Raw genomic sequence first — 25546 nt, 5'->3', positions numbered from 1 at the left:
AGAAGCCATGGTAATATAATTCCAAGTGAATTACTGTGAATTAAAATAAGTCGACCGAACAGCAGGAGACTCCCACTATGTACCCGAATACATGGAGGCGGAGTCTCTTTTTTCACCCACAAATTGCTAATGGAGCGTGAATCAAAATGGCTAAAGTAGTAATTATTTCAGGAAGTCCAACCCCAACCTCCCGATTACATGGTGTAATTGAAGTTGCTAAGAGCGAGCTTCTGCAAGCAGGTTTGGAAGTAGATTGGATTAAGGTTCGCGACCTGCCTGCTGAGGATTTGTTATATGCGAAGTTCGACAGTGAAGCCATTGTGGATGCGAGTAAGCGTGTGGCTGAAGCAGATGCTGTTTTCGTAGCTACGCCCGTCTACAAAGCTTCCTACACAGGCGTGTTGAAAGCATTCTTGGATCTGCTGCCGCAAAAAGGACTCGAGCGTAAAATCGTACTTCCATTAGCGGTTGGAGGAACCTACGCGCACTTGCTCGCGATTGATTATGCACTCAAACCAGTGTTGTCTGTCCTAGGTGCACAGAATATTTTACAAGGTGTGTATGTATTGGATAAACAAGTGACTTGGGGCGATCAAGGTCAAGCAATTCTCGATGATGAAATCACTTCGCGTTTGAAGGAATCCGTAACGGAATTCATTCAGGAAATTAAATGGCATACAAGCCGCTAATTACATAGCACACGCAAACCCGTCGTTGGTAACTTTTGCTGATGGCGGTTTTTTGCGTGTCGGGAACCTGTGTGGCGTGCTATACTACTTGTAATGAATTCATATTTTCACAGGAATGGGAGCTATTATCAATGTCACAAAATTCATCTGAATCTGTGCTGCTCGTAGACGGCATGGCCTTATTATTTCGCGGTTTTTATGCTACATCATCTAGTGGTTACATCATGAGAACCGATAACGGTGTGCCTATCAATGGTGTCTATGGATTTCTGAAATATTTACTCGATGCAATCGGCACGTTCAAACCAACTCACGTCGTATGTTGTTGGGATATGGGAAGCAAGACCTTCCGTACGGAGAAATTCGAATCTTATAAAGCGAATCGCGGACCTGCTCCCGAGGAGTTAATTCCACAATTTGATTTGGTCAAAGAAGTGACAGCCAGCTTTAACATTCCGAATGTCGGCGTTATTGGTTATGAGGCAGATGATTGTATAGGCACCTTGGCTCGTACATACAGCCCCTACACAAAAGTGCAGATCTTAACCGGGGATCATGATATGCTCCAGCTCGTGGATGAGAATACCGAAGTTATTATTATGAAAAAAGGGCAATCCAACTACATGGTGTACACGCTAGAAACGCTCATGGAGGAGAAAAGCCTAACCCCAGCGCAAATCATTGATCTGAAGGGGTTAACGGGTGATACTGCAGACAATTATCCAGGGGTCAAAGGAATTGGGGAAAAAACGGCAACCAAGTTGCTCAACGAATACGTGAACATTGATGGGATCCTCGAGAACTTAGCTGCACTTCCCAAAGGTGTAAGGGCTAAGATCGAAGCAGAGCTGGATATGCTGCATCTTTCGCTTGATCTGGCAACGATTCGCTTAGATGCGCCGGTCGCTTGTGCGCTTGAAGATTGCGCGTGGGCGATGGATCGGGAGAAGGTCATTAGCAAATTCGATGAAATTGCGTACAAAGGATTAATAAGATTGATCGGATAAGACATCAAATAGGGACAGTGCCTGAAATCAGGTGCTGTCTTTTTCTATACCTGAGGTCTTAGGCTAAGCGGTGTGGTCAGTTGAGTAGCTAGTTTTTCAAATAAATGTAAAATATACAGTTAATATTGCCGATTTATCTGAAATTTAATGAGTAGATGGAAAAAGTACATCTAATTCGAGGAAGATTGATAGTTTGGTGGTTTTTATCAGAAATTAACTGTAGGAAATCCAGCTATTGCTCCCAAATAGTGAGAATCAGCAAAAATAACAACATAAAATCCATTTAATTTGTTTATGGCGGTGGAGATTGGTTTGGCTGTTGAAGTAGGAGTAGGAGTAGGAGTAGAGGTAGGGTAGAAGTAGAGATAGAGGTAGAGGTAGAGGTAGAGGTAGAGGTAGAGGTAGGAGTAGAGGTAAGAGTGGAAGCGGGAGTAAGTTTGCTGAGTTCAAGCGTAGCGGAAACTGAAAATTGAACAAAGATGACGGTTTTTTTGATTACCGGATGTTAATTTTTAGCAGATAATAGAAATGTAAGCGATTACGGTTTCCGAAATGTACGTACAAAGGGGAGAAAAACCATGAAAAAGGCAGTCGTCACATTAATGTCATTATCCATGATTTTCACAGCAACCGCTTGTTCTTCGGGTACTTCTAGTAACCAAAGTGGAGGAGCTACAACAGCGCCAACAACAACAACGACTCCTAGTGCAACTGTCAGTGCAAGTAAGGATCCAGTAAAGCTTCGCATGGCCTGGTGGGGCGGTCAAGCGCGCCACGATTATACGCTGAAAGTTATCGAAATGTATGAGAAAGCACATCCGAATGTGAAAATTGAAGCTGAATATGCGGCTTTCGATGATTATTGGAAGAAGCTTGCTCCTCAAGCAGCTGCGAATCAACTGCCAGATATTATACAGATGGATATCTCGTATTTGACACAATACGGTGGAAGAAACCAATTGGCGGATTTGACGCCTTTTACGAAGAGCAAAATTCTGAACGTGGACGACGTTAGTCCAAATGCAGTTTCAGGTGGTCAAGTAGGCGGGAAGCTCGTAGCTATGAACATAGGGGTTAATGCTTTGACCAGCATCATGGACTTCGAGATGTTGAAAAAAGCCAATATTACGCCTCCTGAGAAGAACTGGACATGGAATGATTTGGATGAGATTACGGCTAAAGCGAAAGCTGCGGGTAAAATCACGGGGGGCTTCCGGGATGATGTTTTCTTCCCTTATTACCTGCGTACACTAGGTCAAAAAATGTATAACGCAGAAGGCACAGCCCTTGGTTATACCGACGATAAGCTGTTTGTTGACTATTTTAATCGCTCTCAGAAATATTATGACGCTGGAAGTGTACTGGCGCTTGATAAAGCTGCTCAAAAGAAAGGCACGCCAGAAGATGACGAGTTGACATTGGGTAATTCCATTTCTTCCAATGGTTGGTCTAATCAATTTATTGGTTTAGCTACAGCCTCGAAACGTGAGCTTGTGCTGCAGCCAATGCCAGGTCCTGATGCAAACAAAGGGTTATTCTTGAAACCAAGTATGTACTGGTCCGTATCAAGCAGTTCTAAAGTACAAGAAGAAGCTGCTAAATTTATTGATTTCTGGATCAATGATATTGAAGCAAATAAAATTATTAAAGGCGAGCGCGGCGTACCTGTTGCTTCTAAAGTGAAAGAAGCGTTGAAACCGTTGTTAAGCCCGAATGAAATTAAAGTTTTTGATTATGTCGCATGGGCTGAGAAAAACAGTGCGCCAATGGATCCTCCGAACCCAGTTGGTTCCATCGAAATCGAGAAGCTGCTAAAAGATACAGCTGAGAAAATAATGTACAAGAAAATAACGGTTCAAGAAGCGGCTGTCTCATTCCGTAAGGATGCAACAGCAATTTTGGACAAAAATAAAAAGTAGCAGGAGATTTAAAAAAACAGGTACCCATTGTTGGACACTTTGAACAAGTGTTTAGACGGTGGGTACCTGTTTAGCGTTGTTCGTGAGCCAAAAATTTGAACATAAACAAAACAAAAAGTTGAATTGTAAGAAGCAGGAGAGATGTTACAATGTGGTATAATCGATCCAATTTTAATTTGAACAACAGGGAAGTTGGGATGATGGCATGATCAGATGGCTATTTATTAATAGGAGCATTCGTACGAAAATTGTTTGGAGTAGTGTCCTGATCTCCCTGATCCCCATGCTTGTACTCTCCATGATTTTTTATAAGTCGAGTACTCGTTCTTTGGAAAATTCGATGTTCCGAAGTTCGGATCAGAATGCTGAGTATTTATCTGGGTATTTAGATCAATATTTCAGCAATATTTCTTCGTCTGCCCTGCAAGTATATGGCTTCGAACGCATCCTGAATCTTATGGAGCATGGGGCTAATTATAATGATGCTGAAATTATTTTGCTCAGGGAATCGATTAAAAACTATGATTTGCTGATCCAGAATAAAAACAAAGACATTATTAAGATCATGATCTTCGGCAAAGAAAATAAGCTGGAAGATTCTTGGTCCAGAGCGGCTAGCTACGAGTCCGTCAAAATGGATCAGAGCATTCCTCATTACAAGGAGATGCTCGATTTGCCATTTCAACAGGCGCTTATGTTTACCTATAAGGATGTCACAGTACAACAAGACTTCTTTGTTTATTCCATTCCAATATATGATCCGTTCTATAGAACGAAGTTTGGTACGCTTGTTTTTTACATCCAGAGCAAGGAATTATCGAAGATGATTGAAGCAAATAATCATTCGCCGAACGTAATCGTCTTGCAGAACGCCAGCGGCGAGCCCTTTTATCAGACAAATGGCAACTATGCGGATAGCATACCGAAATACGAAAAGCCGGAGATCAGTTCGCAAAATGATCCTAAGAACATTCAATTTTTGAGAAAGAAGGATTTATTTGTAGCTACCTCTCGACTCAATTATGGCAATATTTCGCTTGCCATTGTGTATCCGAACCCTGAACTGGAACAGAATCGCAGGAACATTTTGCTTACGACAGTTGGGGCATTTATTTTTGTGATGCTGAGCATATCACTGCTCTCGATTCTCGCGCAACATTACATTACCCGACCCATCAAACTGCTCGGAAAAGCGATGAAAACTGTTCGCAAGGGCAACTTTCATGTCAGTCTGCCGCAGAATGCCAATTATCGTGATGATATTTCGGAGCTGACAGGCAATTTTAATTTCATGACAGATAAAATTCGCGAGTTGATTGAATCCAAATACGAAATGCAGCTTCTCAATAAAGAAGCGCAAATTCTTGCGCTGCAAATGCAGATCAATCCGCATTTTCTGTACAATACGCTGCAGACGATCGGCGGCAAAGCTGTACTTATCGGGGATTATGAAATTCATGAGATGTGCCGTGCGTTAGGCGACATGTTTCGGTACAGTTTCTATGAAGGCAATGTCGCTTCAACGATTGGTCAGGAGCTTGCGCACGTGAATAATTACTTGTACATCCAACAGCTCCGCTTTGAGGAGACGCTGCAGATTGAGTTTGACGTCGATACTGGTCTGATGGATTGTGCGATCATTCGATTCGTCATGCAGCCAATTATTGAGAATGTGATTGTGCACGCCTTCAGCAAGCGGGAAGAGGAGCAGTCACTGCGGATCGGCGTGAACGTACTGCGGGAAATAGATTCCGTTGTCTTGACAGTTCAAGATAACGGACCTGGCATCGAAACCGATAAGCTGGATGCAGTGCGATCATCGTTCGAGAACAAATCATCCGACGTTTTCTACGGCGTATCCATCGGGCTCAAAAATGTGCATGAACGATTAAGACTGGTTTATGGAACGCCATTTGGCCTAGAGGTGGAGAGTGAGTTAGGCATCGGAACGACAATTCGCATACGAATTCCGTACAATCATAATGGAGGTGGCAGCTTTGTACAAAGTAATGGTCGTAGATGACGAATCATTGGGTAGGAAATCCGTCTGCAAAATGATTAGTGAGCTAGCTCTTGACGTAGAAGTTATTGCCGAAGCGCGACATGGCGAAGAAGCGTTGGAGCTTATTCGTATTAGTAAGCCTCATATTATTGTGACGGACATGAACATGCCGGTCATGAACGGTCAGCAGTTCCTAGAAGCCTTGTACACCAATTATGCCGAGATCAAGGTGATTGTCATTAGCGGCTACTCGCAATTTGAATATATGAAAGCAGCAGTGACTTATCAAGCTTGTGAGTACGTGCTGAAGCCGATTTCCCTGTTGGATTTGAAAAGCGCGTTAGTGAAAGCTATGGAGGCCAGCCACAACCATTTGACCCTGCAGCAGCAAAAGAAATTCACCCAAGATATGTGGCAGCTCCGCAGAGAAGTGTTCCTTGGGCATGTGACTAGCCGCCGAATCACGAATGTCATAGATATTCAAATGCAAGCGGAAGAACTTGCAATCTCTAGTGCTAGAGGCAGCTTTCGGCTTGCTGTCTGTATGTTCCGCAACTTTCATGACATATCCATCAAGAAATTCCATGGGAATGCAGATTTGTTAATGTATAGTATCGAAAATATTTTGGCTGAGGTACTCTCCTCTGACGGACAGGATGAGGCACCGCTTATCTATAAGTCGGACGACAGGATGAGTCTTTGTCTATATGCACCAGAGTCCGCCTACGATGAGACACATATCCGACATTTACTTGCGTCCTTTCACAACGTGATAAACCAAATGCTGCAGCTTGAAGTGGTAGCTGGGTTAAGCAATGTATTCAATAATTTGGAACGATTGCCAGAGGCTTATGACATTGCCAGTGAACTGTTGAGAACTAACGCGTTGCATGCGATACATTTTTCGTTGAACTCCCCGGATCATTCTACAACAGTGGCAGCTTCTTCATCGGAGTTGTTATCGATGTTTGAGCTGAAGACCTTGCAGCAAGCATTTGCCGCAGGGAATGGGGCTGAGTGTCGCGAGTTGCTGCGGAATTTCCTGCACAAAGCGGATAAAATGAATGGATTGACCATCCGTGAGGGGCAGCGAACATTGAAAAAGCTAATTGAAATGGCCGCGGCAGAGATGTCAGACATGGTGCTAGCGTATCCGCAGCTTTTCGATACACGTTCGATCACGGGCATCGTGGATCGTAGTCAGTTCAGCCACTTCATCGAACAGTTCACCGAGGCTGCCGAGGAATATCGTGCGAGCAAGGGGACGACCGCCTCTGTTCATTCCATTCACGAGATTGCTTCCTATTTGGATGCGCACTATTTTGAAGACATTAGTCTAATCGACATTGCCACACGCTTTCATCTCGACCCAAGTTACTTAAGCAAACAGTTTAAATCCGTGACCTCTGAAAACTTTATCGAGTATGTGACGCGTAAACGGATGGAAAAATCATGTGAGCTGCTGCACATGTCCGAATATAAAATTAGTGAGATCTCCGAGCTCGTAGGCTATGAGAATCAACGTTACTTCAGCCAAGTGTTCAAAAAGTTTACGGGACAAACGCCTTCGGAATACCGAGAAAAGTATGCGGCTAAGACTTGAATACCAAAATTTTGAACATTAGAACGACAATTTATTTTATTACGATTCCTTCTTTCAGCGCGTAAGATAGGATTCAGAACGAGCGTGAACTGTTCTAAACCGAAAATGAGGAAGAGGGGTAACAGATATGAAAAAGTTTGCAAGTATAGGTTTTTCGGCAACGATGATGGCTCTTCTACTGTCAGCTTGTGGAAGCAATAGCAGTACGATAAGCACGACAACGCCAGCATCAAGCAGCGAGAATAAGCCAGCTGCAACTGCCGCGGCAACAGCAAAAGTAGAGAAGCCAGTTACGATTTCCTTCATGCATTTCAAAAGTGATGTCACAGATGGTGTTGCCAAAATTGTTGAGCAATTTGAAAAGCAAAACCCTAACATCAAGGTCGAAGTACAGCCTGTTAAATATGATGATTACTACACCCTTTTGAAAACGAAAATAGCTAGCGGCGACATCGTGGACGTATTTACGTTAAATGCGGGCAGCAATACGAAGCTGTTGCATGACGGCGGGTATCTCGAAGATTTGACGGGAAAAGATTTCATGTCCAACTTCGATCCAGGTGTTCTGAAAGCGCAAGCAACCGACGGTAAAAATTATATCATGCCAGTTAACGCTACCCCAATTGCCGTTTTCTATAACAAAAAAATATTCAGTGATCTCGGCCTTCAGGTTCCTAGAACGTACGACGCGATGATTGCTGCGGCCAAAAAAATAAAGGAAGCGGGCAAAACTCCTTTCGCCCTTGGCTGGAAAGACAACTGGACGTTAGCCATGTGGTTGAGCCGAGATCTGCCAAGCAACACAGTGCTTGTTGATAAACAAGTAGACTTCTTCTCCAAAGTGGAAAAGGGGACAGCGAAATTTGCTGACAATCCTGCATCCAAAACGGTTATCGCCCATGCGCAAGAGTTGTTTGACCTCGGTAATAAGGATCAGCTTGGTGTCGATTACAATGGTGTCGTAGACCTTTTCTCTAAAGGCGATGTAGGCATGATGTACATGGGAACTTGGCCTTTAGCGGATATTCAGAAGAAAAATCCAGAATTATACAAAACAGGAATGGGCTACTTCCCGTATCCGTTCAGCAACGACGAAAGCTTGAATAAGCTTGAGTTTAACCCTGACGCCTCTCTCGCCGTAAACAGCAAATCAGCGAATAAAGAGGCAGCATTGAAATTCCTTGCTTTCATGGCTAGCAAAGAGGGCGGAGACGCTTGGGTGAAAAATATTAACTCACTAAGCTTTGTCAAAGGTGCTTCAACGGACATCGCGCCAGCGGTCAATGATCTTAAGCCGTATTTCGATAAAGGACTTACCTACGATTCTCAATCCTATATTACAACGACGATTGATTGGACCAACCAATTCACGCAATATGTTCAAAAAGTGTTCTTCAAGAAAGCAACACCTGATCAAATCATTAAGGATCTCGATGATTGGGTTGCCAAGAACCACAAATAACGACAGCGTTATAACGGCATAGGCTATTGCCTATGCCGTTATTCATCAGAAAGGGAATTTAACCTATGGGAAATATGAAACGAATGATCCGTGGTGAGTTCTGGTATGTTCTGTTCCTTATTCCGGGTATTCTGTTATTTACGTTAGCCGTCCTCATTCCATTCGTGATAGGAACAAGATATTCGTTCACAAGTTGGGATGGTGTTTCACGCAAGCTGACGTATATTGGGTGGGAAAACTACGTGCATGCTTTTCAAGACTCGGACGTATGGGCCGCACTTGGAAATACGTTTAAATATGCATTTATTCTAATGGTGCTTGTGAATGGGTTATCTCTTCTACTTGCTTTGCTTCTAGATTCTTATTTGAAGTTTAAGAACGTGTTTCGGACGATTTTCTTCCTGCCGAGCATTCTCTCAATTGTATTATCTGGATTTATTTGGAAATACAATTTCAGCACAGGTTTTCCCAAGCTACTGAGCCTATTCGGTCTGGATGTGACAAGTCCGCTTGGTAATCCAGATCATGCTTTATTCGGATTAATTCTTGTTGCCCTATGGCAGGGCGTAGGTGCACCTATGATTATCTATATCGCTGGGTTACAGGGCATTCCAAGCGAGCTTGTAGAGAGTGCCAAAATGGACGGGGCTGGAGCAGGTCGAGCTTTCTGGCATGTGACATTACCACTGCTTGCGCCGTCCATTACGATTAATCTGCTGCTCGTGTTGACCGGCTCGCTCAAAGTGTTTGATCTCGTTTGGGTAACCACTCAGGGGGGACCGGGCTTCGCAACAGAGGTTATTACAACTTTCATTTATAAAACAGCCTTCAATTCCTTCAAAGCAGGTTATGGCATGGCGTTATCAATGATTTTCTTCGTTATACTGGTCTTCGTGACGATTGTGCAATTATCCATTTTCAGAAGACGGGAAGTGGAGATGTAATGAAAATAACGCGTATTAGCACATTCGCTGCGGTTGTAATTCTGGCAATATTGTTTGTATTTCCGATGTATATTGCCTTACTGATGTCACTCAAAACAGCGAAGCAAACTTTCGATTCCTTCTATTCGCTGCCAACGAGCTTGAATTTTGCGAATTACATGCATGCGTGGAGTACGTCCAAGTATCCTGCAGCATTAATTAACAGCCTGATTGTAACCGTCATCTCCGTTGCGTTGATTATCTTCGCTTCTGCACTTGCTGGGTATGCAATTGCGCGCAGAAGCAAGCCATTTTACAACTTCATATTTATCTTGTTCCTCTCGGGTATGATGGTTCCTTTTCAAGTCATTATGCTGCCGTTGTATCAAATCGGCAAATCATTCCATCTCGTGAATTCACATTGGGGATTAGCGCTGATCTATGGCGGTTTCGGTGTGCAAATGGGCGTATTGTTTTACACAGGTTTCGTGAAAGGCATTTCTCGTGAAATTGAAGAAGCCGCTAGGATTGATGGCTGCTCGACACCGGGTATTTTTATCCGAGTTGTGATGCCTTTACTCAAGCCAGTTACGGCAACGGTACTCGTACTGAACGCATTGTACATTTGGAACGACTTCTTACTTCCACTGCTCTACCTGCAGGACAAAAATTATCGCACGATCCCCCTGCAGCAGTATTTCTTTTTCGGTCAATACAGCAGTGACTTGAATCTTGCTTTCGCTTATGCGGTTATGGGCATGATTCCGATCATCATCTTTTTCTTATTCATGCAGAGATTCATCATCAAAGGGATTGCCGCCGGTGCGATCAAGGGATAGATACAAGGAGGGACGGTAGAGGTGTCTGTACAATATTTGGAAAATGAGAATATCTTTGAAATCCGCACCAACCAAACATCCTATGTGTTTGGGATCAATGAGAAAGGCACCATCCAGCACTTGTATTGGGGCGCTCAAGTAGAAGCTAAGGATTGTGCGTATGTATTGAAAAGCAGACTGCATAGTTCCTTCGATGCGGAAATCGATCGGGAGACAGAAGAGTATGGAGGCTGGGGTGGTTGCCATTATGCCGAACCAGCGCTGAAAGTTTCGTTTGCAGACGGTGTACGGGACCTGAAGCTGAGGTATGAAGGATATCGAATTATTGGCGAAAATGAAATCTTACTCCGGTTGGCGGATGTCTACTACCCGTTAGATGTTGAAATTCATTATAAAGCGATCCCAGAGTTCGATCTGATTGAAAGATATGTGCAGGTGCGCAATGGGTTGAACGAGTCTGTTCGCATTGAGCAGGTCATGGCGGCTGTTTGGACGGTGCAGGCTCTGCCTGACTACCGTATGACGCATGTGACAGGCCGTTGGGCAGGAGAGTATCAACTAAGATCGACGGTCTTGTCCGAAGGGAAAAAGGTGCTGGAATCACGCAGAGGTTTTACGGGTCCTCATGCCAATCCGTGGTTCGCTGTCGACAATGGAAAAGCCGACGAAACCTCTGGGAATGTGTGGTTTGGCGCACTTGGCTGGAGCGGCAACTGGAAAATCGTTGCGGAGAAATCAACATTCGGGCATGTGCGAATTGTAGGAGGCGTGAATGATTTTGACAGCGCCTTTGTCCTTGTACCTGGTGAAGTGTATACTTCGCCAGTATTCGTCGGTGGATTCACTTCATGTGGTTTCGGTCAGATGAGCCGCAACCTGCACAAGTACCAAAGGGATTACGTGCTGCCGACAAGCAAGCTGCGTAAAGTGCTGTACAATTCGTGGGAAGCGACGGAATTCGCCGTAACCGTAGAAGGACAAAAGGAGCTGGCTCAGCAGGCAGCCCATCTTGGCGTGGAACGATTCGTCGTTGACGACGGCTGGTTCGGCCAGCGCCATAGTGACAGAGCTGGCTTAGGAGATTGGTATGTCAATGAGGAGAAGTTCCCGAATGGCCTCGAGGAACTGATCGATCACGTTAAAGGGCTAGGGATGGAATTCGGGCTATGGGTAGAGCCTGAATCGGTCAACCCGGACAGCGACTTGTACCGAGCGCATCCGGAGTGGGTGTATCAATTTCCGACGCGGGAAGGTACACAGCTGCGCAATCAATTGTTGTTGAATGTGGGGCTGCCTGAAGTGAAGCAATTTATCCTCGATTTCATGACGACCTTGCTAACGAAATACGATATCCGATTTATCAAATGGGATATGAATCGAACCGTGACAGAGCCCGGTACGGTTGTCTCGGGGCAGGATGTGGATGCCTCCATGTGGATCAAACATGTCGATCACTTGTACGCCATTTGGGCTGAGCTGAGGGAGCGATTCCCCAAAGTGGAGTTTGAGACATGCGCGGGCGGAGGTGCGAGAATCGATCTTGGTATATTGCGCTATGCTGATCAAGCATGGATTAGTGATAACACCGATGCGCGTGACCGGTTAGCGATTCAAGAGGGATTTTCCTATGCCTACAGCCCGGCTGTCATGATGTGTTGGGTAACGGAATCGCCGCATGGTTTTAACGGCAGAAGCCTCCCGCTGTTGTACCGATTCCATAGCGCGATGATGGGCGGCTTGGGGATTGGGGCGAACATTAGCAAATGGTCGGTAGAGGAATTGGATGAAGCGAAGCGCTACGTGGAGCTATATAAGGAAATCAGGCCGGTTATTCTGAATGGCGACCTGTACCGGCTGTCATCGCTGCGGGATTCGAATGTGGCGGCTTATCAGTACAACAGTACGGAGCGTAGCGAGAGCGTTGTGTTTACGTTCTTGCAATCGCAGCATTTTGGCGCTGAAGTTCGGCATTTTCCGTTGCAGGGGCTGGAGTCACATGCCTCCTATCAGGTGCAGACTGACGATGGAGAAGTCTGCGTCCGGCATGGTTCTACACTGATGAATATTGGTGTTCCGTTGATGCTGCGTGGAGATTATAAGAGTAGGATGATACGTGTAAAACGATTGGAGTAGCTTGGAAGTGAAGCCCGCATTGTGCGGGCTTTTTTGTCGAGAAACGAGCTAACTAGCACGGTTTTGTTCTACCTACCTATGTCAAAACAGCCGATTGCCTATATCGCAGCGGTGTCATTTTCGTCATTTGACGGAAAACACGTCCGAATTGCACGAGGGAGCCGAAACCTACTTGTTCAGCGATCACGATGACTTTTAGCTTCGTCGTTGCCAGTAGTCTCTGAGCTTCTTGCACACGAACGAGGTTCACATATTCAACGAGTGAAAATCCGGTGATTTCTTTGAACATCCGACTTAAATAGGCGGGGCTGATTTCAAATTGTTCGGCTAGATCTTCCAATCGCACCGGTTCATCGAAATGCGTGTTGATAAATCGCACGATGGTGGATATTTTCCGGTGTAAGGGCGAGACGTGTTCAGGTGAAGTGATAGGATGTATGCGAACGAAACGTGCTGTGAATAACAGCAATTCAATTAGAAAGTGTGTGATGGCGAAAGTTTGTCCAATATGGGGATCCTTCGCTTCATGAATTAATTTGCCAAGAATATCTTCGACAAGTCTTCGAGTAGGCAGATCCAACCGCAGAACAGGCGTAGCATGTGTGAAGGCATCTAGCAGGAACGGAGCCTCTTCTTTCGTGTGGTCCAATAGGCTATCGCTAAAATTAATGACAACTCGCGCATGACCTAGTTTATCTGAATCTGAGGTGGCGTGAAGCTCACGTCGATTAATGAGGACCAAATCTCCTGGGAGAATGAGATACGATCGATCACGGATAAAATACATGCGTTCTCCTTCGTATAAATAATACAGCTCGTACATATCATGCATATGCTGAGTCCTCTCGAAAGGGCCCGAACGATGAATATGCTGAATGTAAAAAGGACCTTCATCTTCATTGCCGAAGGTAACGGTACGCGACATATAGGGTAACTCCTTATTTGGAAATGAGGTAACTGAAGTATATCATGAAATTAGTGAAAAATATGAATAGTTTTTACTTGAAATAGGAATAGATGAAGAGAAAACGCTCTATACTTGCGATAAAATGGAGTTATAGTTTGATTAGCAAACGCTTGCACAAATAGGAGGATATTTAATATGAACGCACTTATAGAGGCAGTACGCGCAGGGAAAGTAAACGAGTTCTCATCCGAAGTTATTAAAGTGTATGCATCTTCCCTAACACAAGTGGGAGATACCACATTGCTTATGGTACGCACAACAGAGGGGAAAAAATTAATCGTCGTAGGATCTGGCGAATTGTTCGACCAACTGCAAGGTGAAGTTGTAGATGGTGAGAAAGTAGCTCCACTTACACATGAAAATCGCTTGATTATCAATCAATTTTTGCCACACACAGCTCCACAAGCGTTCGGCACACAAGTAGCGACAATGGGTTTAGGCGATCGACTTGGGATTGCAAGTCCTGGCCATATCCAAACGATCCGCGGCAAAGATATTCGTCCTGTTCTAGCGCAGCAAAGTATTCGTGAGCTTGCTTTGACGGGCCGCACGTATGAGGATGTATTGGATGCAGCAGCTTATGCCGTTCTGCAAGAGGGCTACACAGATGGTTACGGCGCTGACGGCGACCACTTGAAGAAAGAAGAAGACATCGAGTACGCGTTGCGTCTTGGTTTTACGATGTTGACACTAGATTGCTCCGAGAATATCGACAACACGATTGAATCCATGAGCGAAGCAGAAATCGCCGCGAAATATGAGCAACTGCCTGCTAGCTTGCGCAGCCGCTATGAAGAGCGCTACCTGCAAACAGCACCGAATGTACCAGGAGCTACTCTTGCCTATACAGCAGAAGCTTTGAAGAAAGATGTATTGATCTATGATGCAGCTATTAATTTCATGGAAGCGATCTACCGCAAGTATATCGTTACACTTGATCGTGCGGTTGATTTCGAAATTTCCATCGATGAAACAGCGACACCGACTTCCCCTGAGGCACACTATTTGGTAGCGAATGAGCTTCGTGATCGCGGCGTTGTGATTTTCAGCATGGCGCCTCGCTTCTGCGGCGAATTCCAAAAAGGGATCGACTACATCGGAGATATCGCGCAATTTGAGCGTGAGCTAGCTAGTCATGCAGCGATTGCAGTTCATTTCGAATATAAGCTAAGCATTCATTCCGGCAGTGACAAATTCAGTGTGTTCCCATTGATCGGTCAATACACGAATGGCCTATTCCATATCAAAACCGCGGGTACAAACTGGCTCGAAGCGGTACGTGTTGTAGCCAAAGTGAATCCTACGCTGTATCGCCGTATGCACCAATATGCACTTGATCACTTTGTAGAAGCGACAGCTTACTACCATGTAACGACAGACATCAGCGCGATCGCTCCACTTAGCAATGTAACCGATGCGCAGCTGCCTGATTACATGGAAGAAAATAATGCACGTCAATTGCTGCACATCACGTATGGTTTGCTTCTTCAAGCGAAGAATGAAGACGGAAGCCGCACGTTTGCGGATGAGTTCTTCCAAACGTTGGCTGATCAAGAAGATACCTTTGCAGAAGGACTTCGTCATCATATCGGCAGACACTTGGAATTGCTCGGTAAATAGTGAAGTGAAAAAACGCCACGAACATCCCTTTAATGGGTGTTCGTGGCGTTTCTCATTTACCTAGGACAAGCCCTCGGTAGACTCTCCCATTGCATCATCTGCTCCAGGATAGTCCCTTGTAATACCTTCGTGCAGCTCACGATTCTCGTAAGCAAAACGGTTGGTAGGGCGTTGATCCTCTCGCCAAGGGGTGCTTTTCCCAAGGGAGTCTGACAACATACTTGTGCCATAAGCCCCTTCGGGAAACTCCTCGGGGATCATGTCATTACGCTGTGACTCGACCGACTTGAGGTCGGTGTACGCAGCGAGGCGGTCTTCTGAGAGGAAGCCTAATCCCTCTACATGGTTGATGTGTGGTGACTTTTTACGCATGGATAAGCCTCCTTTTCAGGTTTTGCTTTTTCCAGTGTCCCCCGACAATCCCTTAAATATCCGTAAAATGAATCGAACCAATAATTTGCGATAAAAACTCAGTAAGCTCTTGCGCCTGTTCTTCATTGATTTTGAAAACGTGCTCTAAATAGCCTTCTTCGTTCAAATCGTCCGGTCCAATAACAGCACTGCGTCCCGATTGCAAATCGATGACCAACTTCTTGCCATAATAACGGGTAGTGGTCATGATCGCGAGGTCAAAACGGTGTAAAGCATTGCCAACGAAACAGACAAAACGTGTTGTCGTTTCTTCTTGATGATCATATAAAAAGTCATAATCAGACATGAGGGCCCTCCATTCTCTTTCTAGTATGAATCTATTATAACCGATAAGGGTCTGGGGGCAAAACGGTTCTTGCGCCTAACTGACAAACATGGTATGATTTGGATATTAGAAATGGGAAGCACCTTTTCTGTCCTGCGGGCAGAATAGGTGCTTTTTCGTTTTTCTTAAACCTATTTCATATCAACGTCTGGAGGCATGGAAAGAGATGAACATTGTATTTTTGAACACGTTAGAGAAGAATTCGGGGGATCAGCAAGTGATTTCCGCGCAGGTTTCGATTGTCGAAGAACAAGGGATTTGGAGTGTGTACTGGAGTGAACCTGACTTGACGGGTAAGCTTACGCAGGACGAATGGTTTCAAGGCATAAGCTGGGATGAGATGCTATTTGCGTTCCGTCAAGGCTTGCGTGAGAAGATCAGAAGCGGCTTCAGGCCTCTGGTACACACGGAATTGGATCTTACGCAAGGACTTTCAGGTAAAGCGAGAATGACCCAAATGCTAACGTATTACTGCGAGGAGAATCCGAATGAAGAGGTGTTCGAATCACTGCGTGCATGGCGCCGTGAGCAGGCTGCACGTGAGAAGAAGGCACCATACATCCTTGCTACGAACCGTGTCCTACGGATGATTTCAGTGTTCCTGCCGCAGACCAAGGAAGAGCTTCAGCAAATTCCTGGGTTTGGCGAGCAGAAAACGGCGCAGTACGCCGATCAATTGCTTGGACGGATTGGCGAGTGTACGCGCACGAACGGTTTTCCGTTGGATTGGGTTGCCAACTTTGTGGATACGATGAAGTTCGAGGGTTGGCTGCTTGCTCAGAAAGAGCAGAAGCTGCGAATCGAGCTTGATCGTGAGGTCAGCAAACGCAAGCTGTTAGAAATCGTTGCTGGTGGCGGGAACTTGGCCGATCTTCAGGCGAATCTGACGATGCCGCGGCGAGAATTGCTGTTGTGGGTGGAAGATTTGGATCGTGAAGGCTACGATATGGATCCTCTCGTGGAATCTGAACTTTCTTCGATTCCTGAGGAGGAGCAAATTAAAGCATGGAATGCGTATGAATCTGAAGGTGATCGCTATTTAAAGCCCGTTCTCAAGAGTCTCATCGGGACGGAAGAACTGAAGGGGAAAGAATTAGACCGTGCCTATGAATGGCTTCGTTTGCTTCGGTTACGTTTTCGCAGAGAGAAGGAAAGAAATGCGATCCAAGCCGCTAGTTAATGTGTATTGACAAAGGCCTGCGGGATATGATTAAATGGTCAATAATCTAATATCCGTCAAAGCGATGACGAACATGGGCGAAGCCCGAAGTAGGAGAATTGCCGCTGCTGCAGAGAGTCGGTGGAAGGTGCAAACCGATGCAAGCATATTGTCCGAATTACAGTTCTGAGTTGGTGGAGGGAACGTGCTTCATTCAAGCATTAGTAGCTTACACCCGGCAAACTATTTGTCGTTAATTTTCTAAGTGAAAGAGAAGTGGCATGCCAGTAGATGTGCAACCAATCTCTTTAATTAGGGTGGTACCGCGAGACAACCTTCTCGTCCCTTTGTGGGCGTTGAGGTTGTCTTTTTTGTATTCTTTTATAACTAATCGAATGGAGGGATCGTATGTTGTCATGGGAAAAGCTTACGGAGGAGCAGCAGCAACAAGTTGAGCATCAATGGGGTATCCTCAAACGCGGCGCAGCGGAAATCGTGCCGGAAGAAGCGCTGAAGAAGAAGATTATGAAGGCGGTAGTGACAGGGACGCCGCTGAAAGTAAAGCTAGGATTGGATCCATCTGCACCGGATATCCACATTGGACATACGGTCGTCCTGCACAAGCTTCGTCAATTCCAAGACTTGGGACATGAGGTACAACTAATTATTGGTGATTTCACGGGGCGCATCGGCGATCCGACAGGGAAATCCGAGACACGCAAACAGCTGTCGGAGGAAGACGTGAAGCATAACGCGCAAACGTATCAGACCCAGCTAGCCAAGGTATTGGATCTAAACAAAACATCCTTCTACTATAACTCCACATGGCTGGGTGAACTGCGCTTTGATGATGTGCTGAGACTAGCTGGTAAAGTGACGGTTGCTCGCATGCTGGAGCGAGATGACTTTGCAAAGCGGTATGCGGCGAATCAGCCGATACATGTGCACGAATTTTTCTACCCGCTTATGCAAGGCTACGACTCGGTTTCTTTAGAAAGTGATATTGAGCTCGGTGGAACTGATCAGACTTTTAATATTTTGATGGGGCGTACGCTTCAAGGGGCATATGAGATCAAAGAAGGTCAAGTGGCGATCCTAATGCCGCTGCTAGAGGGGCTGGATGGCGTTCAGAAGATGAGCAAAAGCTTGCGCAACTACATCGGTATCGACGAGCAGCCGAATGACATTTTCGGCAAAACCATGTCCATTCCGGATTCGCTCATGCTCAAATATTTCGAGTTAACGACAGCCTTGTCGAATGCGGAAATCGAAGAGCTGCGGCAAGGACTCGAAGCGGGTACGATCCATCCAAGAGATGCCAAGCTGAAGCTGGCGAAAGTGTATGTTGAGATGTACCACGGTGTGGAAGCAGCTGAGGAGGCGGAGCAGCATTTTATTACTGTTTTTCAAAAGCGCGCTTTGCCAGATGACATTGAGGAAGTAAATCTCGACAGTAGCCATCTGGAATCAGGAAGCTTGTCCATTATCAAGTTGTTAGTCAGCTTATCCTTGCAATCATCGAATGGGGAAGCTAGACGGAGCGTGGAGCAAGGAGCTGTGAAAATCAACGAACAGAAGCTGACGGATATTCATGGGCAAATTACACCAGTGGATGGCGATATTCTGCAAGTCGGGAAACGGAAGTTTGTTAGAATCAAGCTATCGTAAGTTGAATGCCAAAAAGGGTGACTCCTCAGCAGTATTACTACGTTTCTGCTTGAAGTCACCCTTTATCTATACATCGATCTGAGTCGATCATAGCCATTCTTTCTTACGGAACAGAACATACATGGCTATGCCGAGGACGCCCATAAAGGCTAGCACGATTTCATCCCCATGAGGGGTTAGATGCAGTCCAAGAATATTATCGAAATTCATCCCGAAAACACCGGTAATGAAAGTCAAGGGCATGAAGATCGTCGTCAACGCGGTAAACACGCGCATGATATCATTGGCGCGGTTCGCGAGACTGGATTGATAAGCTTCTCGTAAGTTCCCCATCAGATCGCGCAGCGTATCGAACGTATCAACGATTTTGACGGCATTCTCATAAATGTCGCCGAAATACTTCTGAAGCTGATGATCGATCAATCTGAGCTCTTTTTTTCCGAGCGTCCCAATGACGTCACGTTGAGGAACAAGCACCTTTTTCAACCATAAAATTTCAGAACGAAGACCGATAATCTCATTCAAATGCGACTTCTTCGTCGCCATCAGAATATCTTCTTCCAGTTTCTCAATCTTGGCTTCAATTCGGTCACCGACCGCCACATAGTTATCGACAACGAGATCGACCAAATGATATAAGAATCGATCGGCACTGTTCACTTCTTCCTCCCAGAGGAAAGGTTTGAGTGCGCGCAGCTCATTAATTTTTTGTCGTGTTACCGTAATGATCACATGTTTGCTTAGAAATAGATTAAGTGCGCGTAAGAAAATTTCTTCATCATCGAAACGAATACTATTAATAACAATGAAATAATGGGAATCATAAAATTCAATCTTTGGACGCTGTTCTTCCTCACTAAGGCAATCTTCTACGGCCAAATCATGCAAATGGAAAAGAGGCTGAAGTAATTCCAAGTCCTCGATCCCCGCATCAATCCAATAGAAGCCTTGGCTTGGAGGTGTAAGCGCAGCAGTAACATCATCAACTAACGTAAAAATACCATTTTGAACCAACCGTGTTTTCATCTGCCCACCCCTTTGAATGGAATCAGCCGGTTAGTACATCTAGAAGAGCAATGCCCTGGATGATGGATTAACCGACTTCATTCCTACACTTTGAAATTGTTTATTCGCCTTGCAGGTTCTACTCCTCGGTTCTCCGTCCAAGCGTATGCCCTCCTTTTCCGTCCGTGTCGAATACTTGTCTAGTATACCTGTTCATATACCCTGTTTCAAGCCAAAAAGTTTGATGCAATAAGGGGAATTGTCGATAAGTTAGCTTATGGAGAATAGGCAAAGTCTGTGCAAAAAAAATAAACCGCCAAAACTTACTTGGCGGCATTTAAAATCTTATTTTTGACGTCTGTGTACATTTGAATGATCTCAGGACCGCCGCGCTTCATCAGATCATCTTCACTCTCAGCACCATAAACGAGATGAAGCTGTGAGACAGCGATTTCGGCTTGCTCAAGTGTAGGTTTGTCGGTTTCAATAAAGGCAAAATAACGATGTAAGGAGGCGAATGCAGAGAAATTATCCGATGTTTGGGTTGACATTATAGCCCTCATTTCTTCAAAAATTCTTATTCGTTTAGAAACATCTGTTACGAAAAGCTAATCCTTAGTAATAACCTTAAGTACCTAAACTTAAACAGTTTGTCACAATACAAATTGTATCATTTTAATGGTAGCTTGGCTACAACTACTAAATTTTTAAGATCACTAACATGTACAAGTCTAACCATCTTGACTTTCGTTTATTTTATAGTATGATAATGCTAATCGCATACGTTACGTTTTCTTATCAAGAGTAGGTGGAGGGACTAGCCCTATGACACCCGGCAACCGACAAACCTTTGCAAAAAGGGGAGCACGGTGCTAATTCTTGCGGAAACGCTGTTTACAGCGAATCTGGGAGATAAGAGAAGGACATTGACTTTGATTTTTCATGGCCTTTCTCTGATTCCAGGGAAGGTCATTTTTGCATTTTATTAGAATTTTCAACTAAACCTAAATTAAAGAAGAGGAGTGAACAGGATGCCGATCAAGATTCCTGACAACCTGCCTGCCAAAGAAATTTTAAACCAAGAGAATATCTTCACCATGGACGAATCTGTCGCGTATCACCAGGATATACGTCCACTTCGCATTGCCCTGCTTAACTTAATGCCGACCAAAGAAACGACGGAGACGCAGCTGTTGCGCTTGATCGGGAACACGCCACTGCAAGTGGAGTTCGTGTTGCTACATCCGAAAACTCACACTTCCAAAAATACGTCCCTGGAACATTTAGATATGTTTTACAAAACGTTTGATGATATCAAAGACGATAAGCTGGATGGTATGATTATTACGGGTGCGCCCGTAGAACAAATGGATTTCGAAGATGTGAATTATTGGGAAGAGCTAACGCAAATTCTTGAGTGGAGCAAGCGGAATGTGACTTCCACGCTGCATATTTGTTGGGCGGCTCAAGCAGGTTTATACCATCATTTCGGCGTACGCAAATATGCGCTAGAGAAGAAGACATTTGGCGTATTCCCACATACGGTAAGTGTTCCGAATACGAAGCTGTTGCGCGGCTTTGATGAAGTGTTCAATGTTCCGCAATCACGTCACACCGACATTAATCGTGAAGATATTGAGCGATGTCCAGATTTAGAAATTTTATCAGAATCCGATGAGTCTGGTGTATATATCGTCGCAACGCGCGATGGTAAGCATATTTTCGTAACAGGACATTCCGAATATGATGCTTGTTCCTTGAAATGGGAGTATGACCGTGATGTGGCCAAAGGGCTGCCGATTGATATTCCGAACAATTATTACCCGAATAACGATCCGAGTAGACTGCCTTACAACACTTGGAGAGCCCATGCAAATTTGCTGTTCTCGAACTGGCTGAACTATTATGTATATCAAGAAACACCTTTTGAGTTGACGGTAAACATAAATGAAAGCTTGGCAAGCTCGCAATTGTAAAATCGAACCCATACCCTGAGGAGGAAATTCTCTTGTTGAAAATCGAAAGTCGTCTTGCTCAAATTGGCTCTATTGAAGAACCTGTTACAGGTGCTGTTAGCTTTCCTATTTATCAATCAACTGCGTTTCGCCACCCTAAGCTGGGACAGAGCACAGGATTTGATTATGCGCGGACGAAAAGTCCAACGCGTAAAGTACTAGAAGACGCTATTGCTCAGCTCGAGTCCGGAGATGCAGGCTTTGCATGTTCCTCAGGCATGGCGGCATTGCAAACGATTTTCGCCTACTTCAGCCAAGGTGATCATTTGATTGTTTCCTTGGATTTATATGGTGGTACGTATCGTCTATTGGAAAGAATCATGTCCCGTTTCGGTGTAACGGCTACTTATGTAGATACGAATGATTTGGATGCACTAGAAGGTGCGTATCAGTCCAATACGAAGGGTCTTGTTATTGAAACACCTACAAACCCATTGATGATGATCACAGATCTTGAGCTTGTTTGTACATGGGCCCGTAAAAAGGGCATCGTCTCCATCGTCGATAACACGCTGCTTACGCCGTATCTACAACGTCCTATTGAGCTTGGGGCCGATATCGTTATCCATAGCGCGACGAAATATTTGGGCGGACACAACGACGTATTAGCGGGTCTGATTGTTACAAAAGGGAAAGAGCTCTCGGAGCAAATGGCTATTCTCCATAACTCGATTGGAGCTGTGCTTGGACCGCAAGACAGCTGGCTTCTGATGAGAGGGATGAAAACCCTCGCGTTGCGTATGGAGCGTCATGAGCAGAATGCTACAGCGATTGCGAATTTCTTGCTCCAGCACAAGTTGATTTCAGACGTGTACTATCCGGCGCTTGAATCACACCCTGGCTATGCCATTCAAAATAAACAATCCAGCGGCAACACAGGGATATTCTCCTTCAAGGTGAAGGATGCTCGCTTAGTTGAACCGATTCTTCGACATATTGAGCTCATTGCATTCGCAGAAAGCTTAGGCGGGGTTGAATCCTTGATGACCTACCCAGCTGTACAAACACATGCGGACATTCCGCTTGAAATTAGAGAGCAAATTGGTGTCGATGACCGTCTGCTTCGCTTCTCTGTTGGGATCGAGCATATTGATGATTTGATCGCGGACTTGTCGAATGCCCTAGATGCAGCGCATGCCGAGTTGGAAGGAGCTTCGCAATCATGAGCCATTCTTCCTCAGATAAAGAGAAACGCCAACCGCACGGTAAATTCGCCACAAGACTGATCCATTTTGGCGCTGAAATTGATGAGGCAACAGGGGCATCCAGCGTGCCTCTGTATCAGGCTTCAACCTTTCATCAGGCTGATTTGGAAGCAAACCAAGAATACGACTACACACGGTCTGGTAACCCGACACGTCAAGCATTAGAGGATTACATCGCATTGCTAGAGGGCGGTACGCGTGGGTTTGCGTTCGCCTCTGGCATGGCAGCTATTTCTTCTGCGTTGATGTTGTTGTCGCAAGGAGATCATGTCATTTGTACGGAAGACGTGTACGGCGGTACCTATCGTTTGCTAACTACGATTATGAATCGTATGGGTGTGGAATCTACGTTTGTAGATATGACGAACATCGCAGAGGTGAGAGCAGCTCTACGTTCAAATACGAGAGCCGTTTTCATCGAGACGCCTTCGAATCCAACACTTCGTATTACGGATATTGGTGAGATTGCTGCTTTTGCGAAGGAGCATGACCTGCTTACGATGTTGGATAATACCTTCATGACACCTTATCATCAACGTCCAATTGAGCTAGGCATTGACATCGTACTGCATAGCGCAACGAAATTTCTTGGCGGGCACAGTGATGTGCTAGCAGGACTAGCTGTTGTAGCGAATGACAGCCTCGGTCGTCGTATGAAACAAATTCAAAATGGCATGGGGAACGTGCTCGGCATTCAAGATTCATGGCTGCTCATTCGCGGTATGAAAACGTTGCAAGCTCGTATGGAAATGTCCGAGAAGGGCGCTCGCAGATTAGCACAATGGCTGACCGAGCAACCGGATATCGACGTGGTTTACTACCCAGGTCTGCCTAACCACCCAGGTAGAGAAATTCATGAGAAGCAATCGCTCGGTTATGGAGCTGTCGTCTCATTTGATGTTGGCTCTGGCGAGAAAGCGAAGAAGTTGCTAAGTAAAGTTAAAATCCCGCTCGTTGCTGTGAGCTTGGGTGCTGTAGAGAGTATCTTGTCCTATCCGGCCATGATGTCTCATGCTGCTATGCCCAAGGAAGTTCGCTTATTGCGCGGTATTACAGATGGTCTCGTGAGATATTCGGTTGGACTAGAAGATATCGAAGATATCATTGAAGATTTGGAACAAGCTTTGCGCGGTTAAGCACCGTAGTATTCAGAAATTATTCATATTTGCATAGGAATAACGACTGGAAAAAGCAGCCCTGTGCTGCTTTTTTGGCATGAGTATGGTACGATTAATGGATACGAGCCTTCAGAAAGTAAAGGAGTGAGTTGCAATGAAACCGATCGATCGCATTTTAAATAAAGCACAAGCAGGCGGACGAATTGATGTAGAAGAATGTATTACGCTGTTCGAATCCGATCAAATAGAGAAAATTGGCGACACCGCTAATCAGATTATGAAAAAATGGCACCCAGATCCAATCACGACTTTCGTGATTGGGCGGAATATTAACTACACGAACATCTGTGATGTGTATTGCCGATTCTGTGCTTTCTACCGTCCACCGGGTTCCGCGGAAGGGTATGTACTTCCGGATGAAACAATTTTCCAGAAGATTCAAGAGACCTTAGATGTTGACGGAACTGAGATTCTTATGCAAGGTGGTACGAATCCGAATCTACCGTTCAGTTACTATACGAATATTTTGAAAGAAATTAAGAAGCGCTTCGATATCACGATGCACTCCTTTTCGCCCGCTGAAATTATGAAAATGAAAGATGTTTCCGGCGGTTTATCGCTTGAGGAAATCGTTCGTCAATTGCATGAAGCGGGACTTGATTCGTTGCCAGGTGGCGGAGCAGAAATTCTTGATGACCGCACGCGTCGCAAGATCTCCAAGTTGAAAGGCTCTTGGCGTGATTGGATGGATGTCATGCAGACGGCTCACAAGCTAGGCATGCACACGACGGGTACAATGGTTATCGGCTTCGGCGAATCTATGGAAGAGCGTGCTCTTCATATGTTGCGTATCCGCGATGCGCAAGACGATGTGCTGCTGCAGAAGCTGAACACACCAGGTTTCCTGGCATTCATTCCGTGGACGTTCCAACCGGACAACACGAATATGAAGGCGGAGAAAGTTACGCCTGAAGAGTACTTGAAAACGTTGGCGATCAGCCGCATCATGCTGGACAACGTGCCGAACTTCCAATCCTCATGGGTCACCATGGGACCTGAGGTTGGCAAGCAGACGCTGAGCTATGGCTGCAACGACTTCGGCAGCACCATGATCGAAGAGAACGTTGTATCCGCGGCGGGCACCACGCACAAGGTCAACGTATCCTCGACGCTGGACATCATCCGTCAAGCAGGCAAAATCCCTGCGCAGCGGAACACCAAGTATCAGATTCTACGTGTGTTTGACGACGAGAATGTGAAGATTGATCGTGATTTTGTGATGCAGAACTAAATTGTAGAACGATAACGCTTTTCCGCTATCAAATCCACATGAGGGATTTGTAGGGATAAGCGTTTTTTTGTCTTCGAAGTCAACAGCCTCGAGATAGTCGATGAAACCGACTAACTCAGGTGAAATCGAGGTCAAGGGCCTCGAGATAGTCGATAAAACCGACT

21 protein-coding genes, 1 riboswitch and 1 other annotated feature are annotated in these 25546 nt (G+C 45.2%); of the genes, 16 read left to right on the top strand and 5 right to left on the bottom strand.

The window, feature by feature from the left end; all coding sequences use genetic code 11:
* Window positions 1-146 precede the first annotated feature (146 nt).
* From ssuE to GC096_RS09690, 9 genes are all read left to right on the top strand, one after another.
* Window positions 147-689 carry an NADPH-dependent FMN reductase gene (gene ssuE / locus GC096_RS09730; RefSeq protein ID WP_171630048.1) on the top strand — a complete coding sequence of 181 codons (543 nt, stop codon included), beginning with the start codon at window positions 147-149 and terminating at the stop codon, window positions 687-689.
* Window positions 690-820: 131 nt separating this feature from the next.
* A complete protein-coding gene (locus tag GC096_RS09725) occupies window positions 821-1696 on the top strand; it encodes a 5'-3' exonuclease (protein WP_171630047.1) in 876 nt (291 codons plus the stop codon).
* 578 nt (window positions 1697-2274) lie between these two features.
* Complete coding sequence (locus tag GC096_RS09720; RefSeq protein ID WP_171630046.1) at window positions 2275-3615, top strand: ABC transporter substrate-binding protein; 1341 nt, start codon at window positions 2275-2277, stop codon at window positions 3613-3615.
* 205 nt (window positions 3616-3820) lie between these two features.
* The gene (locus tag GC096_RS09715) at window positions 3821-5638 is read left to right on the top strand and encodes a sensor histidine kinase (protein ID WP_171630045.1); all 1818 of its coding nucleotides are present in this window, start codon (window positions 3821-3823) and stop codon (window positions 5636-5638) included.
* Window positions 5613-7220 (top strand): response regulator transcription factor, encoded by a 1608-nt coding sequence (locus GC096_RS09710; protein ID WP_171630044.1) that lies wholly within the window; start codon window positions 5613-5615, stop codon window positions 7218-7220. Before GC096_RS09715 ends, GC096_RS09710 begins: the two co-directional genes overlap by 26 nt.
* Before the next feature lie 127 nt (window positions 7221-7347).
* The gene (locus GC096_RS09705; RefSeq protein WP_171630043.1) at window positions 7348-8682 is read left to right on the top strand and encodes an ABC transporter substrate-binding protein; all 1335 of its coding nucleotides are present in this window, start codon (window positions 7348-7350) and stop codon (window positions 8680-8682) included.
* A gap of 65 nt (window positions 8683-8747) precedes the next feature.
* On the top strand, window positions 8748-9626 hold the full coding sequence (locus tag GC096_RS09700) for a carbohydrate ABC transporter permease (RefSeq protein WP_171630042.1): 879 nt from the start codon (window positions 8748-8750) through the stop codon (window positions 9624-9626).
* Window positions 9626-10444 (top strand): carbohydrate ABC transporter permease, encoded by an 819-nt coding sequence (locus GC096_RS09695; RefSeq protein ID WP_171630041.1) that lies wholly within the window; start codon window positions 9626-9628, stop codon window positions 10442-10444. Before GC096_RS09700 ends, GC096_RS09695 begins: the two co-directional genes overlap by 1 nt.
* Window positions 10445-10465: 21 nt before the next feature.
* Window positions 10466-12577: an alpha-galactosidase gene (locus GC096_RS09690; protein ID WP_171630040.1), complete on the top strand. Its 2112-nt coding sequence runs from the start codon at window positions 10466-10468 to the stop codon at window positions 12575-12577.
* A 76-nt stretch (window positions 12578-12653) separates the two neighbouring features.
* Here GC096_RS09690 and GC096_RS09685 read toward each other — a convergent pair whose 3' ends face one another.
* Complete coding sequence (locus tag GC096_RS09685; RefSeq protein ID WP_171630039.1) at window positions 12654-13502, bottom strand: AraC family transcriptional regulator; 849 nt, start codon at window positions 13500-13502, stop codon at window positions 12654-12656.
* 177 nt (window positions 13503-13679) lie between these two features.
* Between GC096_RS09685 and GC096_RS09680 the strand changes: the two genes are divergently transcribed.
* Window positions 13680-15164, top strand: coding sequence for a tagaturonate epimerase family protein (locus GC096_RS09680; protein ID WP_171630038.1), 1485 nt, complete (start codon window positions 13680-13682; stop codon window positions 15162-15164).
* 60 nt (window positions 15165-15224) lie between these two features.
* Here the strand turns inward: GC096_RS09680 and GC096_RS09675 are convergent, their stop codons facing one another.
* Both GC096_RS09675 and GC096_RS09670 read right to left on the bottom strand, forming a co-directional pair.
* Complete coding sequence (locus GC096_RS09675; RefSeq protein ID WP_171630037.1) at window positions 15225-15536, bottom strand: hypothetical protein; 312 nt, start codon at window positions 15534-15536, stop codon at window positions 15225-15227.
* Window positions 15537-15588: 52 nt separating this feature from the next.
* Entirely contained in the window at window positions 15589-15882 is a 294-nt protein-coding gene (locus GC096_RS09670; RefSeq protein ID WP_056609472.1) for a DUF3055 domain-containing protein, read from the bottom strand.
* Between the two features lie 205 nt (window positions 15883-16087).
* Between GC096_RS09670 and GC096_RS09665 the strand changes: the two genes are divergently transcribed.
* Window positions 16088-17101: an HRDC domain-containing protein gene (locus GC096_RS09665; RefSeq protein WP_171630036.1), complete on the top strand. Its 1014-nt coding sequence runs from the start codon at window positions 16088-16090 to the stop codon at window positions 17099-17101.
* Window positions 17102-17166: 65 nt separating this feature from the next.
* Window positions 17167-17430, top strand: a binding site (T-box leader).
* Between the two features lie 61 nt (window positions 17431-17491).
* Entirely contained in the window at window positions 17492-18748 is a 1257-nt protein-coding gene (gene tyrS / locus GC096_RS09660; protein ID WP_171630102.1) for a tyrosine--tRNA ligase, read from the top strand.
* Window positions 18749-18835: 87 nt separating this feature from the next.
* Here the strand turns inward: tyrS and corA are convergent, their stop codons facing one another.
* Entirely contained in the window at window positions 18836-19774 is a 939-nt protein-coding gene (gene corA, locus GC096_RS09655) for a magnesium/cobalt transporter CorA (RefSeq protein WP_171630035.1), read from the bottom strand.
* 302 nt (window positions 19775-20076) lie between these two features.
* A complete protein-coding gene (locus GC096_RS09650; protein WP_171630034.1) occupies window positions 20077-20304 on the bottom strand; it encodes a hypothetical protein in 228 nt (75 codons plus the stop codon).
* 241 nt (window positions 20305-20545) lie between these two features.
* Window positions 20546-20672, top strand: a riboswitch (SAM riboswitch).
* Window positions 20673-20784: 112 nt separating this feature from the next.
* Here GC096_RS09650 and metA point away from each other — a divergent pair.
* The 4 genes from metA (at window position 20785) to mqnC (ending at window position 25382) form a co-directional block, all read left to right on the top strand.
* A complete protein-coding gene (metA, locus tag GC096_RS09645) occupies window positions 20785-21729 on the top strand; it encodes a homoserine O-acetyltransferase MetA (protein WP_171630033.1) in 945 nt (314 codons plus the stop codon).
* 35 nt (window positions 21730-21764) lie between these two features.
* Window positions 21765-22934, top strand: a complete 1170-nt coding sequence (locus GC096_RS09640; protein WP_281366775.1) for an aminotransferase class I/II-fold pyridoxal phosphate-dependent enzyme — start codon at window positions 21765-21767, stop codon at window positions 22932-22934.
* Complete coding sequence (locus tag GC096_RS09635; RefSeq protein WP_171630031.1) at window positions 22931-24109, top strand: trans-sulfuration enzyme family protein; 1179 nt, start codon at window positions 22931-22933, stop codon at window positions 24107-24109. The genes GC096_RS09640 and GC096_RS09635 overlap by 4 nt, the downstream gene beginning before the upstream one ends.
* Window positions 24110-24245: 136 nt before the next feature.
* Entirely contained in the window at window positions 24246-25382 is a 1137-nt protein-coding gene (gene mqnC / locus GC096_RS09630; protein ID WP_056609487.1) for a cyclic dehypoxanthinyl futalosine synthase, read from the top strand.
* Window positions 25383-25546 lie beyond the last annotated feature (164 nt).

Origin of the sequence: Paenibacillus plantarum, assembly GCF_013141695.1 — a bacterium.
Taxonomy (GTDB): domain Bacteria; phylum Bacillota; class Bacilli; order Paenibacillales; family NBRC-103111; genus Paenibacillus_E; species Paenibacillus_E plantarum.
This window is presented reverse-complemented; position numbering and strand designations above follow the sequence as displayed.

Coding starts and splice junctions, on each gene's coding strand:
- ssuE (WP_171630048.1), top strand. CDS start 147: ATGGCTAAAGTAGTAATTATTTCAGGAAGTCCAACCCCAACCTCCCGA.
- GC096_RS09725 (WP_171630047.1), top strand. CDS start 821: ATGTCACAAAATTCATCTGAATCTGTGCTGCTCGTAGACGGCATGGCC.
- GC096_RS09720 (WP_171630046.1), top strand. CDS start 2,275: ATGAAAAAGGCAGTCGTCACATTAATGTCATTATCCATGATTTTCACA.
- GC096_RS09715 (WP_171630045.1), top strand. CDS start 3,821: ATGATCAGATGGCTATTTATTAATAGGAGCATTCGTACGAAAATTGTT.
- GC096_RS09705 (WP_171630043.1), top strand. CDS start 7,348: ATGAAAAAGTTTGCAAGTATAGGTTTTTCGGCAACGATGATGGCTCTT.
- GC096_RS09700 (WP_171630042.1), top strand. CDS start 8,748: ATGGGAAATATGAAACGAATGATCCGTGGTGAGTTCTGGTATGTTCTG.
- GC096_RS09695 (WP_171630041.1), top strand. CDS start 9,626: ATGAAAATAACGCGTATTAGCACATTCGCTGCGGTTGTAATTCTGGCA.
- GC096_RS09685 (WP_171630039.1), bottom strand. CDS start 13,502: ATGTCGCGTACCGTTACCTTCGGCAATGAAGATGAAGGTCCTTTTTAC.
- GC096_RS09680 (WP_171630038.1), top strand. CDS start 13,680: ATGAACGCACTTATAGAGGCAGTACGCGCAGGGAAAGTAAACGAGTTC.
- GC096_RS09675 (WP_171630037.1), bottom strand. CDS start 15,536: ATGCGTAAAAAGTCACCACACATCAACCATGTAGAGGGATTAGGCTTC.
- GC096_RS09670 (WP_056609472.1), bottom strand. CDS start 15,882: ATGTCTGATTATGACTTTTTATATGATCATCAAGAAGAAACGACAACA.
- GC096_RS09665 (WP_171630036.1), top strand. CDS start 16,088: ATGAACATTGTATTTTTGAACACGTTAGAGAAGAATTCGGGGGATCAG.
- corA (WP_171630035.1), bottom strand. CDS start 19,774: ATGAAAACACGGTTGGTTCAAAATGGTATTTTTACGTTAGTTGATGAT.
- GC096_RS09650 (WP_171630034.1), bottom strand. CDS start 20,304: ATGTCAACCCAAACATCGGATAATTTCTCTGCATTCGCCTCCTTACAT.
- metA (WP_171630033.1), top strand. CDS start 20,785: ATGCCGATCAAGATTCCTGACAACCTGCCTGCCAAAGAAATTTTAAAC.
- GC096_RS09635 (WP_171630031.1), top strand. CDS start 22,931: ATGAGCCATTCTTCCTCAGATAAAGAGAAACGCCAACCGCACGGTAAA.
- mqnC (WP_056609487.1), top strand. CDS start 24,246: ATGAAACCGATCGATCGCATTTTAAATAAAGCACAAGCAGGCGGACGA.